Origin of the sequence: Paraburkholderia sp. 32, assembly GCF_050435345.1 — a bacterium.
GTDB lineage: Bacteria > Pseudomonadota > Gammaproteobacteria > Burkholderiales > Burkholderiaceae > Paraburkholderia > Paraburkholderia tuberum.
In genome coordinates, this window is sequence record NZ_JBNDKD010000003.1 from 3,163,379 (window position 1) to 3,176,029 (window position 12,651).

Consider the following 12,651-nt stretch of genomic DNA (forward strand, 5'->3'; position numbering starts at 1 on the left):
CAGGGCGGTCGAAACGCCAGGGCGCGGGCAGCGCATCACAGCTTGCCCATCACCTTGCCGTTGAAGCCGTAGACTATGCGCTCGCCGGCCAGCGCGACGAGTTCGACCGTGCGCTCCTGACCGGGCTCGAAGCGCACCGCGGTGCCCGCCGCGATGTTCAGGCGAAAGCCGCGCGCCGCTTCGCGATCGAACGACAGCGCGTCGTTCACCTCGTAGAAATGATAATGCGAGCCGATCTGCACGGGACGGTCGCCGGTATTCGACACGACCACCGTGACCGTCGCGCGGCCCGCGTTCAGTTCGTGCTCGCCGTCGTCGATGAGGAGTTCGCCGGGAATCATGGGGCCAGCCTTGACGAAGAGGAGTTCAGGGAATCGGGTGATGGACGGTGACGAGCTTGGTGCCGTCGGGAAACGTCGCTTCGACCTGGATGTCGGGGATCATCTCGGGCACGCCCTCCATCACGTCGGCGCGCGTGAGCAGCGTGGTGCCATAGTGCATCACCTCGGCGACGCTCTTGCCGTCGCGCGCGGCTTCCATCAGCGCGGCGGTGATGAAGGCGACCGCCTCCGGATAGTTCAGCTTGAGGCCGCGCGCGCGGCGCCGTTCGGCGAGCAGCGCGGCGGTGAAGATCAGCAGCTTGTCCTTCTCGCGAGGTGTCAGCTTCATCGGGTGTGGGTCTCGGCGTTTGATGTGTCGTGGCGGCGTCGTGTTCGCGTCGCGGTGACGGGGGCCTGGCGTCGCGCGATCATCCGGTCACGGTATCAAGTCCGGCTAACGGCGCGCTTACAACTACGTTTGCGACCGCGCATGCCACCGCGTTTGCAGAATTACAGGTCGGCGGGCAGCGGTGCGCCGAACCACTTCTTCGACATCGCACCGAGCGTGCCGTCGTGTTTGGCCTGGGCGATCGCGGCATCGACCTTCTGTTGCAGGCGCGGCTCGTTCTTGTTCATGCCGACGAAGCACGGCGAGTTCTTGATCACGAACTTCGGCTCCGGACGGCGCGGCGGATTCTTCGCCAGGATCGCGGCCGCGACGATGTTGCCGGCCGCGATCAACTGCACCTGGCCGGACAGGAACGCGGCGATCGTCGCGTTGTTGTCCTCGAAGCGCTTGATCGTCGCGTTCGGCGCCATCTGCGTGAGACCGATTTCCTCGAGCGCGCCGCGCGTCGCGCCGACGGTCTTGCCGGTGAGATCGGCGGGACCGCTCACCTTGATGTCGGCGGGACCGAACACGCCCTGGTAGTACGGCGCGTACGCGCTCGAAAAGTCGATCACCTTTTCGCGCTCGGGCGTTTTGCCGAGCGACGAGATCACGAGGTCGACCTTGCCCGTTTGCAGATACGGAATGCGGTTCGCGCTGTTGACCGGCACGAGTTCGAGCTTCACGTTCATCGCTTTGGCGAGCAGCGCGGCCGTGTCGATGTCATAGCCCTGCGGCTTCATGTCGGGGCCGACCGAGCCGAACGGCGGATAGTCCTCGGGCACGGCGACCTTCAGCACGCCGGCCTTGGCGATGTTGTCGAGCGTGTCGGCGTGCGCGGGGCCCGCATGAAACGCGAGATCGGCGACGATGGGCAAGGCGAGCAATGCGGCTAGCAAGGCGCGGCGCGCGGAGCGGGAGAGAGTGCGGGTCATGGGCGTGAGCAGTGGTGGTGTCGTGGGTGTCGGGTCGTCGCTGGCTTCATCGTGGCCGGCCGCGAAGTGGCGAGTGCATGCAAGCTGTGTGCCATCCCTATGCGGCGTGGCGGGGCGGCGTGCTACGCCAGTTCGCGCACATGGTTGGGGCGTGCGCGTGCGCCGCCTTGGTGCGCAAAGAGCGTGATGAAGACGAAAGCGGGAAGCCGCGCTGTCAGGTCGACCAGATCCGCAACGGCACCGCCGCGACACCATGCACGACCGGCCGCAATTGCAGCCAACAGCGCGTGAGCGCGTGCTGCAGCGTTTCCATCGAGCGCGACACCGCGCGCACGAGCAGCACGCCGTTCGTCACGCACGAGGCGGCTGCTCGCAACGTGTCGTCGAACGGCAGTTGCGCGCTCAGCGATTCGGCGAGCGCGTCGTCGCAAGCGGCGCCTACGGCCCACAGCGTGCCGTAGGCCGGAAAGCCGGCGAGCCCCTGCGGCGCGTCGCGCAGCGGATCGTCGGCGGTGAGGCTCGCGCGTTCGAACCACAGCAGCTCGCCATGCGCGCCGACGATGCGCGACACCGCGCGCAAGCTACCCGCCGACCAGCGTTCGCCGGCCGCCTGGCGTCCGAGCTGGGTCGCGTCCCAGCCGATTGCGCTCGCGCCGTCGGCGAGCGTCAGCGAAAAATCGAGGTGCGCGTTCGCGTGATCGAACACGATGTTGTTCTGCGGCAGCCAGTCGAGCTTCGCGTGCTCACCGACACGCAGCGCGATGCGCTGCCGCGCCGCGCGGCCGTTCGACTTGTACCACTTGGTTGCGCCCGGCGTCGTCAGCACCGCATGCGTTTGCGCGGCGAGCGTGATGTCGAGGTCGAGCTGATCGCCACCCGCGACGCCGCCGGGCGGATGCACGATCACCGCGTGACAGATCGTCGGGCCTTCCGGATAGAGCGGCCGTTGCACGCGCAGCGGTCCGTCGTGCAGCCGGTGCGCGAGCGTCGTGCGAGCGTCGCCGCCGACGAAGCCGAGTTCGAGCCGCGCGCGCCACGGCGTGTGCGCGGCGGCGAGCGTGGCGTGGTTTTCGTGAAGCGACATGCGGATGGATGGGGGAATCGGCGTGCGACGAGGATAGCACGCGTGTCGAGGCGCGGAAGCCGCGGAAGCCGCGGCAGCGGCTACGACGCGGTACTCTCGGGCGAGGCTTCGGTCACCGACAGCACCTTGATGCCCTCCCACTGCGGATGCAACAGTCGCAGCAACGCAAGGATCGCGCGGGGGGTGTTTTCCTGGACGGTCAACGAGTCGCTGCCTGTCTGGGTTGCTTTCTTGCCATGTTGGCAATACTGATATTCGACGTGAACCGTCACGGACATGCTTTTCTCCCTCTATATCGATTTTGTGTCGCCGAGCCAGGCCGTATCGCGGCGGCGTCTATGGTACGGGTGTCGGCTCGGCGTGATCGTCCACGCCCCGTTCCGCGCGATTGACGAATCCGCAGTCGAGCAATAGCTGACAGAAGGCTTCCGGCGAACACGACGGCCCGGTCGTCCCGGCCATTCTCGCGAGAACGTCGGGGAACGACGCGAGCACGTGCCAGCTGTCGTAATACGCGTGCAGCTGCGGCGCGAGTTCGTTGCCGAGCTTCTCCCAGCGCACCGACAGCATGCCGACCGTACCGCCGCTGTCCACTTCGAATAGACCAAAAGTGACCGCCGACACGACGTTCATCACCCTGCAATAGGAGGCTGGGTTTCTGTAAAACTCGCGTCTGACCTGCTTGTTGTCGTCCATGGTGTCCACCTCGTCGAACCGTTGCGGCGTTGCATAGCCTGTGTAACGGTTGCGCGGCGGATAACTTGAGCTCGCTTACACGGCAATCAACGCCCTTACCCCATCCGCATCCATGTTCGCCCCCTCGCCGCCCGCGACGATCTCGCCGCGACTCATCACCCAGTAACGATCGGCGATCGCTTTGGCGAAGTCGTAGTACTGCTCGACCAGCAGCACCGTCATGCCCATGTCCTCGACGAGCTGCCGCAGCGTGCGGCCGATGTCCTGAATGATCGACGGCTGGATGCCCTCGGTCGGCTCATCGAGGATCAGCAGTTGCGGCTCGCTCATCAGCGCGCGGCCGATCGCGAGCTGTTGCTGCTGACCGCCGGAGAGATCGCCGCCGCGCCGGTTGCGCATGTCCTTCAGTACCGGGAAAAGCTCGTAGATGCGCTCGGGGATTTTCTTCGGCGCCTTTCTGCTCGCGGCGCCCACCAGCAGATTTTCCTCGACGGTGAGGCGCGGAAAGATATCGCGGCCCTGCGGCACGTAGGCGAGCCCCTGAGCGACGCGGGCATGGGTCGGCAGTTTCATCAACTGTTCGCCGCGCCATGCGATCGCGCCGCTTTTCGCGGGCACGACGCCCATCAGGCAGCGCAGCAGCGTGGTCTTGCCGACGCCGTTGCGCCCGAGCAGCACCGTCAGCTTGCCGTCGGGCACCGTGAGCTTCACGTCGCGCAGAATATGGCTGCCGCCGTAGTATTGGTTCAGTCGGTCTACTTCGAGCATTGTTCAGTCGTCCTGTCGGGTTGACGATGCGGTGCCGCTTCCAGCAGCAATCAGCGGCCTAGATAAGACTCGATCACCGTCTCGTCGCGCTTGACTTCGTCGAGCGTGCCGTGCGCGAGCACGCGGCCTTCGGCCATCACCGTCACCTTGCCTGTGTCGCCCGCGAGCGCCGCGACGAACTCCATGTCGTGCTCGACGACCATCATCGAGCAGGTGCCACGCAGGTGGTTGAGCAATTCGGCGAGTTGCATCGTTTCGTCGTCGGTCATGCCGGCCGCGGGTTCGTCGAGCAGCAGCAGCGCCGGTTGCTGCATCAGCAGCATGCCGATTTCGAGGCGCTGCTTCTGGCCGTGCGATAGCTCGCCGGCGAGCCTTCGCGCTTCGCTTTCCAGCCCGATCAGCGCGAGCGTTTCCTCGATGCGGGCCTGCGCGTCGCCATCGAGCCGCGCGCGCAGCGACGCCCACCAGCCCTTGTCGGTCTTCATCGCGAGTTCGAGGTTTTCCCACACCGGATGCTGTTCGAACACGGTCGGCTTCTGGAACTTGCGGCCGATGCCGGCGCGCGCGATCGCCGGTTCGTTCATGCGCGTGAGATCGATCGACTGGCCGAGAAACACCTTGCCGTGATCGGGCGCGGTCTTGCCCGTGATCACGTCCATCATCGTCGTCTTGCCCGCGCCGTTCGGGCCGATGATGCAGCGCAGTTCGCCCGCGTCGATCGCGAGCGACAGCGCGTTCAGCGCGCGAAAGCCGTCGAAGCTGACCGTCACGTCTTCGAGATAGAGGATCGTGCCGTGCGATACGTCGATCTCGCCGGGCACGACCGCGTGTCCCATGCTCGCGACGCCGCTCAGCGAGCGTTCCGGTGGTGCTTCGGGTAAATCCAGATCGGGAACCATCGGGTTTTCGTTCATCAGCGGTTCCTTTTACGCGTCAGCAGATCGGCGAGCCCCATGATGCCGTTCGGCAGCAGCAGCGGCACCAGCACGAAGATCAGGCCGAGAAAGAACAGCCAGTATTCGGGGAAGTTCGCCGTGAAGAAGCTCTTCGCACCGTTCACGGCGAACGCGCCGATAATGGGGCCGATCAGCGTGCCGCGTCCGCCGACCGCCACCCAGATCGCCATTTCGATCGAGTTGCCCGGCGACATCTCGCCCGGATTGATGATGCCGACCTGCGGCACGTACAACGCGCCCGCGATGCCGCACAGCACCGCCGACACGGTCCACACGAACAGCTTGTACGCGAGCGGGCTGTAGCCGAGGAACATCAGCCGCGTTTCGCCGTCGCGCACCGCGCTCACCACGCGGCCGAGCTTCGACGTGACGATCGCGCGCGCGCCGATGAACGCGGCGATCAGCACCGCGAACGTAATGAGCAGCAAGGCGGCGCGCGTGCCCTGATGCGTGATCGGAAATCCGCCGATGCGCTTGAAGTCGGTAAAGCCGTTATTGCCGCCGAAGCCCGTCTCGTTGCGAAAGAACAGCAGCATCGCGGCGAAGGTCATGGCCTGCGTGATGATCGACAGATAGACACCCTTCACGCGCGAGCGGAACGTGAAGAAGCCGAACACCCACGCGAGCACGGCGGGTACCAGCACGACGAGCAAGAGCGCGTAGCCGAGATGTTGCGTGCCCTGCCAGTACCACGGCAACTGGTGCCAGTCGAGAAACACCATGAAGTCGGGCAGATCGCTGCCGTACTTGCCATCGTGGCCGATCGCGCGCATCAGGTACATGCCGATCGCGTAGCCGCCGAGCGCGAAGAACAAAGCGTGACCCAAACTCAGGATGCCGCAGTAGCCCCACACCAGATCGAGTGCGAGCGCGGCGATCGCATAGCACATGAACTTGCCGGTCAGCGTCATCGCATACGCGGACAGATGCAAGGCGCTCGTCTCCGGAATCACCAGCGCGGCGAACGGCACGCCGAGGCCGAACACGATGATCAGCGCGATCAGCGCGAGCCACGCGCGACGCGACAACAGCGCGGGCCGCGGTGGCAGGCCGAGCGCGAAGCCGGTGTTGGACTCGCGCGCGCCGCCAGCGCCGGCGGCGCCGGCGCGCGACGACGAAGCGGAAGCGGGGTCTGCCGATGAAGTAGCCGATGTCATCTCATGCCTCCGCGCTACGGCCCTTCAAGGCGAACATGCCCTGCGGACGCTTCTGGATGAACAGCACGATCAGCACGAGCACCGCGATCTTCGCGAGCACCGCGCCCCAGAACGGTTCGATCGCCTTGCTGACGAGTCCCAGCCCGAAGCCGCCGAGCACGGTGCCCGCGAGCTGGCCGACGCCGCCGAGCACGACCGCCATGAACGAATCGATGATGTAGCTCTGGCCGAGATCCGGCCCGACATTGCCGATCTGCGACAGCGCGCAGCCGCCGAGCCCCGCGATGCCCGCGCCGAACGCGAACGCATACGAATCGACGCGCGCGGTCTTCACGCCGACGCACGCGGCCATGCGACGGTTCTGCGTGACCGCGCGCACGAACAGACCCAGCCGCGTGCGCGTGAGCACGGCCCACGCGATCGCGACGACGATCATCGAGAACGCGAGAATCGCGAGCCGGTTGTACGGCAGGATCAGATTCGGCAGCACGGTGACGCCGCCGCTCATCCACGACGGATTGACGACCTGGACGTTCTGCGCGCCGAACAGCATGCGGGTGGCCTGAATCAGGATCAGGCTCACGCCGAAGGTGGTCAGCAGCGTTTCGAGCGGGCGGCCGTACAGGTGCTTCAGCACGAGCCGTTCGAGCACGATGCCGACCAGCGCCGCCGCGACGAACGCGGCCGGTATCGCGAGTAGCGGATACCAGTCGAACGCGTTAGGCGCGAAGCGCTGAACGAGGTTCTGCACGACATAGGTCGCGTACGCGCCGATCATCAGGAATTCGCCGTGCGCCATGTTGATCACGCCGATCAGGCCATATGTGATGGCGAGGCCGAGCGCGGCGAGCAGCAGCACGCTGCCGAGCGACAGCCCCGCGAACAGCGTGCCCGCGATCTGGCTGCGGCGCTGGATCGCATCGAGCTCATCGATGCCGCTTTGCGCTGCCGCGCGCACGCGTTCGTCGGCTTCGGCAAACGTGCCGTCGGCTTTCTTCGCGACCAACGGGCGCAGCAGTTCGTTCATGTCGAGGTCGTGGCGCGCGGCGACCAGTTGCACCGCATCGAGGCGCTTGGCCGGATCCGGGTCGTGCAATGCGCTCATCGCCCACAGCGTGTCGAGACGTTTCTTCAGAGCGGGATCGGTTTCTTTTGCGCGCGCCGCGTCGACGAGTGGCTTGATCGACGGATCGGGGTTTTGCAGCAGCGCATCGACGGCGGCTGCGCGTGTCGCCTGGTCGGGCGAGGCGAGTTGCAGACCCGACAGCGCGCCCGCCACTTTCGAGCGCAGCAGGTTGTTCAGCGTGACCGGTTGCGCGTCGCTCGTGGCGACGGGCTGGCCGGTGACGGCATCGCGGGTGGCGTCGCCGTCCTGCAGCAGTACCGCGCCTGCGTCGGTGGCGAGCGCGTTGTCGTCGGCGAGCGCCTTGAGCACCGCGAGCGACGCGGCATCGTGCGTCGAGATCAGCTTGTCGATCGCGGCGGACTTCGCCTCGAAGTCGTCGCCCGCGAGCGGCGCGACGTCGGCCTGGGTCAGCGCGAATGCGGCGCCCGGCGCGGCGGCGAGAAGGACCGCGAGCGGCAGCAGGAGCGTCGCGCCGCGTCGTCGTACGGAAGTCGGAAATGAAAACGCCATGATGGCCTTTTGCACTGGGTTGAATCGATGAGCCGCTCGAGAGCGCGAGGGCGTCGCGTCAGACGTCGCCGCCGCTTCAGCGGGACGTTGCCGCGCATTGGCGTGCGCGGTCACGCCGCGCGACACAGCGAACGCGCGGCGGCGGCGCGAAGCGCAGCGCGTCCGGGTGACGCGCGAGCCGCGCGCGCGTCGGCACGCAGGTCGCGCGTCGCGACCGGAGCGGCGATACCCGCGCGGTGACCCGCGCGCCCCACCGCCGCCGCGAGCCGCAACTAGGCTCACGCCGACACGTCATGCGACGCGCGAGCGCCGCAGGAACGCCGGAATCGAGCTGACCACATCCGGCTTGCCAGCATTGCCGGCGATGAACGGGCTCCACGGTTGCGCGCGAATCGGTCCCTTGGTGTGCCACACGACGTTGAACTGGCCATCCGCGCGTACCTCGCCGATCATCACCGGCTTGTGCAGATGGTGGTTGCCGTCCATCTCGAGCGTGAAGCCCGACGGTGCGGCGAACGTCTGGCCGACCATCGCGACGCGCACCTTGTCGACCTCGGTGCTCTTTGCTTTCTCGACCGCCTGCTTCCACATATGCATGCCGACGAAGGTCGCTTCCATCGGATCGTTGGTCACGCGCTTCGTGCCGCCCGGCAGGTTGTTGTCCTTGACCCACGTGGCCCATTGCTTCTTGAACTTCTCGTTGGTCGGGTTGCGCAACGACATGAAGTAGTTCCAGGCCGCGAGATTGCCGACGAGTGGCTTCGTATCGATGCCGCGCAGCTCCTCTTCGCCGACCGAGAACGCGACGACCGGCACATCCGACGCCTTCAGCCCCTGGTTGCCGAGCTCTTTGTAGAACGGCACGTTCGAATCGCCGTTCACGGTCGAGATCACGGCAGTCTTGCCGCCTTGCGAGAAGGTCTTGATGTTCGCGACGATGGTCTGATAGTCGCTGTGGCCGAACGGTGTATAGACCTCCTGAATGTCGGCTTCCTGCACGCCCTTCGATTTGAGGAACGCGCGCAGGATCTTGTTGGTCGTGCGCGGATACACGTAGTCGGTGCCGAGCAGGAAGAAGCGCTTCGCGCCGCCGCCTTCGGCGCTCATCAGGTATTCGGTCGCGGGAATCGCCTGCTGGTTCGGCGCGGCGCCCGTATAGAACACGTTGCGCGACATTTCCTCGCCTTCGTACTGCACCGGATAGAACAGCAGGCCGTTCAGCTCCTCGAACACCGGCAGCACCGACTTGCGCGACACCGAGGTCCAGCAGCCGAACACGACCGCGCACTTGTCCTGAGTCAGAAGCTGGCGCGCCTTCTCGGCGAACAGCGGCCAGTTCGACGCCGGGTCGACGACCACGGGCTGGATCTGACGGCCCATCACACCGCCGTTCTTGTTGATGTCGGCGATCGTCATCAACGCGGTGTCTTTCAGCGACGTTTCGGAGATCGCCATCGTGCCGGACAGCGAATGCAGGATGCCCACCTTGATCGGGCCGCTATCGGACTGCGCGTGCGCGAACGGCACACGGCCCGCGAGCGCGAGCGCGCCGGACATGGAGCCGAACTTCAACAGACTGCGACGTTTCATGTGCTTTCCCCTTGTCATTGATGGTCACTGTTTTATGAGCGTCGATTTCAGCCAGCCTGGCTGAGCTCGCACGACTAGCCACTTGTCTACTGCAAGGCACATGCCATGTGACACATTCGACGCGGTGCGCGTGCGATGCCCGTTGCGGCGCGGCTATCGGCGAGAGGGCTGCGCGTCGAGCCATCGATGCCGCGGCGCGAAACTGGTGCAGTCGCGCGCGCCGCGCCTCGTTCAGGTGCGTGTCGCGCCGCGACGAAGCGCACTTCGCCGCCAGCGAAGCGCCGCTGGCGCGCGTGGGGCGTCGGCGGTGCATCGGCGGTGCATGGGCGGCATCGGGGCGCCGCGTCTTTGTGCATGACGTGGGGTTTGGGTGGACTGAAAGACCGCCGATGCCGAACAGGGAGAGCCGACACGACAGAACGCGCCCCCGACAGCCCATCCGATATGTCAGCCTTCAGGGGGACTTGCTAGTCGCAGCTAATCTGCTTGACGATTCCACCGGGGCCATAGACAAGCCGACATTCTTTATAGGAAGCGGATAGTTGCCTTGTAAGCACGATGCCAGTGCCTGCTATCGTGCCAGTGTCCTAAACCGATGATTCGGGTTCTACTTCAAGGGAATCAAACTCTATAAGTAATTCAGCGCCTAGTGTGGCCTCAAGAACCGCAATGTTTTTCAACGGCTTCCCTTTCCCCCACGAGTAAGCTTTGTCCAGCGAGGCTAGTGCCTTCCGGTACTCATCCGAATTGAAATCGGTTAGCACCTTGATTGAGTAGACGATGTTCTGTATCAGAAAGTCGTTGGCCCAACATCGGGTGGCCCCGCTGAACAACAGCCGTACTCGGTCTTTCTTGTTATCGAACATCAGACGAAGTTCGACAACTTCCTTGTCCATGTCCGCTGCTATACCGAGCAGGTACCAGTCGTGAAATGATACGTACTGTTCAATGATTTTCATCTTGGGTCATCCATCCATCGGGGGTTCCAAGGACTGAAGGGTACAACCAAGCCCCCACCGTCTCGCGCGCTGCCATTCCAGTTATGTGCGTGCGGTTTCATGCCATTGTGAAAATGGTCGAAATCCAGGTCTACAACAGGTTTCCCATCATCTCCGAATAGCCGCATCTGCCCGCTGCCCGGATTCGTGTACCACGTTCCCGGCTCGCCCTCGTTTGGAGTTTTGGCAATGTCGAATGAGTCAACATCAGCGATACCCGACTGGTATTCGAACGGCTGCGCGTCACCAAGCAGCGTCGATGCGTCTCCATCGCCGGCTCGCGCGCCGATCACGGCGACAGCGACATCGAGCAGACTGCCGTCGCTGCTGCGACCAGACGCGGCGGCAGGTGCGGCGAACAACCGGACTTGCCGCGTGACCTGATCGTACGGGCCGGACCGCATGAGTCTGTCGTTCGGGAGATCGGCTGCCCTCACCGCAAAGTTCCTCAGCGGCGTGCTATGGGTTTGCGGAAACAGGTCAGCACGACGGCCTTTGACGGCAAGCAGGCCTCCCCGCCGCACCTCTGCGAGAAGCGCATTGATGACCCACCAGCCATCGGTGTCAGGGTCACGGTCTCGGAAAGCTTGAAACGATAGGGACAGACGCCACCCGATGCTTTTGATCAACTCCCGGTCCCGTTCCCACTCCCGACGCTTCAGTTCGGCAATGCCCAGAAATTCTCGGGTATCTGCTTTGGCCCTCTCGAGGTCGGCGGCCTTCCTCAGGCACGTCTTGAAATGCCTCTCATCACAGATTACATAACAAGCACCCAAGGGCCTCTGACAGCGCAGCTCCACGGAGTGCATCTCAAACACGGACAAGGACATAGGTATGTCGACGATCTATATGAAGTTGCTGCCCGGATCGGCAGCGATCAGATAATCACCGTGCGACAGGTCGTCCGTAGATGGGCGACGGCCCAAAATTTTGGCTGCTCTAGCGAGCGTGCGCAGCACCAAAGACAAACGGCGCAAGGACCGTCAGCCCTTGCGCCGCTTCAACGCGCTACCTTCGCGCCGAATCTCAGTAAGTCGGAACCGACGGATCGACCTGACGCGACCACGCGTCTATCCCGCCTTGCAGATTGAACACGTTGGTGTGTCCGCGCGATTCGAGGAACATCGCGACCTGCGCGCTGCGCGCACCGTGATGGCAGATGCAGACGATCTGCGCGTCGTCATCGAGTTCTTCGCTGCGCGCGGGAATCTCGCGCATCGGAATCGACACGATGCCGGCGATCGACGCCGTTTGCAGTTCCCACGGCTCGCGTACGTCGAGCAGCACGGGTGCGGGGCGCGAGGTATCGGCGAGCCATTCGGCGAGTGCGGGAGCGGTCAGGTTTTGCATCAGCGAGACATCCAGTTCGTGGGACGGCGGCTTACTCGCCGCCCGTCCAGATCAATAATACAGCGCGAAGCGCAGCGAAAAAGTGCCGCTTAGAACCTGAACCGCGCCGGCTGCACCGCGTTGGCGAGCGGCTCGACATAGGTTTCGAACACGTCGGAGATGCGGTATTGCTTCTCGTCGATGCGCGTGATGATTTGCGCCTTCATCACCGGCGCGCTGCCGACGAACGCCGCGAGACGGCCGCCGACCTTCAGCTGTTCGAGGATTTCCTGCGGCAGCACCGGCAGACCGCCCGACACGCAGATCACGTCGTACGGTGCCGCGCCGGTCCAGCCGCGCGCGGCGTCGCCGGTCGCGACTTCGACGTTCAGCACGCCGTTGGCGATCAGGTTGCTCTTCGCGAACTCGGCCAGTTCCGGTTCGATGTCGACGCTCAACACGTGTTGCGCGCGATGCGCGAGCAGCGCCGCCATGTAACCCGAGCCCGCGCCGATTTCCAGCACGCTTTCGTGCTTCTTCACCGCGAGTTCCTGCAGCACGCGCGCCTCGACGCGCGGCGCCAGCATGTGCTGGCCGGCCGGCAGCGGCACTTCGAAGTCCGCAAAAGCCAGGTCGCGGTAAGCGGCGGGGACGAAATTCTCACGTTTGACGATCGACAGCAGATTCAGCACGTCCTGGTCGAGCACTTCCCAGGGGCGGATCTGCTGTTCGATCATGTTGAAACGCGCTTGCTCGATGTTCATGGTGGATTCGGCGGTTTTGGTTTGGCGAGC

15 protein-coding genes are annotated in these 12,651 nt (G+C 64.6%); all 15 read right to left on the bottom strand.

Annotated features, from left to right (window positions below; genetic code table 11):
• Positions 1 to 35: 35 nt before the first annotated feature.
• Complete coding sequence (locus OKW26_RS37445) at positions 36 to 341, bottom strand: urease subunit beta (protein ID WP_018419648.1); 306 nt, start codon at positions 339 to 341, stop codon at positions 36 to 38.
• 25 nt (positions 342 to 366) lie between these two features.
• Entirely contained in the window at positions 367 to 669 is a 303-nt protein-coding gene (gene ureA, locus OKW26_RS37450; protein WP_008923043.1) for an urease subunit gamma, read from the bottom strand.
• Between the two features lie 161 nt (positions 670 to 830).
• Positions 831 to 1,643 (bottom strand): transporter substrate-binding domain-containing protein, encoded by an 813-nt coding sequence (locus OKW26_RS37455; protein WP_090803364.1) that lies wholly within the window; start codon positions 1,641 to 1,643, stop codon positions 831 to 833.
• A gap of 214 nt (positions 1,644 to 1,857) precedes the next feature.
• A complete protein-coding gene (locus OKW26_RS37460; protein ID WP_429356730.1) occupies positions 1,858 to 2,727 on the bottom strand; it encodes an urease accessory protein UreD in 870 nt (289 codons plus the stop codon).
• An 80-nt stretch (positions 2,728 to 2,807) separates the two neighbouring features.
• Entirely contained in the window at positions 2,808 to 3,005 is a 198-nt protein-coding gene (locus OKW26_RS37465; RefSeq protein WP_429356731.1) for a hypothetical protein, read from the bottom strand.
• Positions 3,006 to 3,063: 58 nt separating this feature from the next.
• Positions 3,064 to 3,423, bottom strand: coding sequence for a hypothetical protein (locus OKW26_RS37470; protein ID WP_429356732.1), 360 nt, complete (start codon positions 3,421 to 3,423; stop codon positions 3,064 to 3,066).
• Between the two features lie 75 nt (positions 3,424 to 3,498).
• On the bottom strand, positions 3,499 to 4,191 hold the full coding sequence (gene urtE, locus OKW26_RS37475) for an urea ABC transporter ATP-binding subunit UrtE (RefSeq protein WP_429356733.1): 693 nt from the start codon (positions 4,189 to 4,191) through the stop codon (positions 3,499 to 3,501).
• Positions 4,192 to 4,241: 50 nt separating this feature from the next.
• Complete coding sequence (urtD, locus tag OKW26_RS37480; RefSeq protein ID WP_187611808.1) at positions 4,242 to 5,105, bottom strand: urea ABC transporter ATP-binding protein UrtD; 864 nt, start codon at positions 5,103 to 5,105, stop codon at positions 4,242 to 4,244.
• Complete coding sequence (urtC, locus tag OKW26_RS37485; protein ID WP_429356734.1) at positions 5,105 to 6,304, bottom strand: urea ABC transporter permease subunit UrtC; 1,200 nt, start codon at positions 6,302 to 6,304, stop codon at positions 5,105 to 5,107. The genes urtD and urtC overlap by 1 nt, the downstream gene beginning before the upstream one ends.
• A gap of 1 nt (position 6,305) precedes the next feature.
• Positions 6,306 to 7,940, bottom strand: a complete 1,635-nt coding sequence (gene urtB, locus OKW26_RS37490; protein WP_429356735.1) for an urea ABC transporter permease subunit UrtB — start codon at positions 7,938 to 7,940, stop codon at positions 6,306 to 6,308.
• A gap of 291 nt (positions 7,941 to 8,231) precedes the next feature.
• On the bottom strand, positions 8,232 to 9,530 hold the full coding sequence (gene urtA, locus OKW26_RS37495; RefSeq protein ID WP_184020929.1) for an urea ABC transporter substrate-binding protein: 1,299 nt from the start codon (positions 9,528 to 9,530) through the stop codon (positions 8,232 to 8,234).
• Positions 9,531 to 10,117: 587 nt separating this feature from the next.
• Positions 10,118 to 10,489, bottom strand: coding sequence for a hypothetical protein (locus OKW26_RS37500; RefSeq protein WP_184045504.1), 372 nt, complete (start codon positions 10,487 to 10,489; stop codon positions 10,118 to 10,120).
• Positions 10,486 to 11,358 carry a hypothetical protein gene (locus tag OKW26_RS37505; RefSeq protein ID WP_429356736.1) on the bottom strand — a complete coding sequence of 291 codons (873 nt, stop codon included), beginning with the start codon at positions 11,356 to 11,358 and terminating at the stop codon, positions 10,486 to 10,488. The genes OKW26_RS37500 and OKW26_RS37505 overlap by 4 nt, the downstream gene beginning before the upstream one ends.
• A 196-nt stretch (positions 11,359 to 11,554) precedes the next feature.
• On the bottom strand, positions 11,555 to 11,878 hold the full coding sequence (locus tag OKW26_RS37510) for a rhodanese-like domain-containing protein (protein WP_018419659.1): 324 nt from the start codon (positions 11,876 to 11,878) through the stop codon (positions 11,555 to 11,557).
• Positions 11,879 to 11,967: 89 nt separating this feature from the next.
• Positions 11,968 to 12,621 (bottom strand): protein-L-isoaspartate O-methyltransferase family protein, encoded by a 654-nt coding sequence (locus OKW26_RS37515; protein ID WP_090805605.1) that lies wholly within the window; start codon positions 12,619 to 12,621, stop codon positions 11,968 to 11,970.
• Between the last annotated feature and the right edge of the window lie 30 nt (positions 12,622 to 12,651).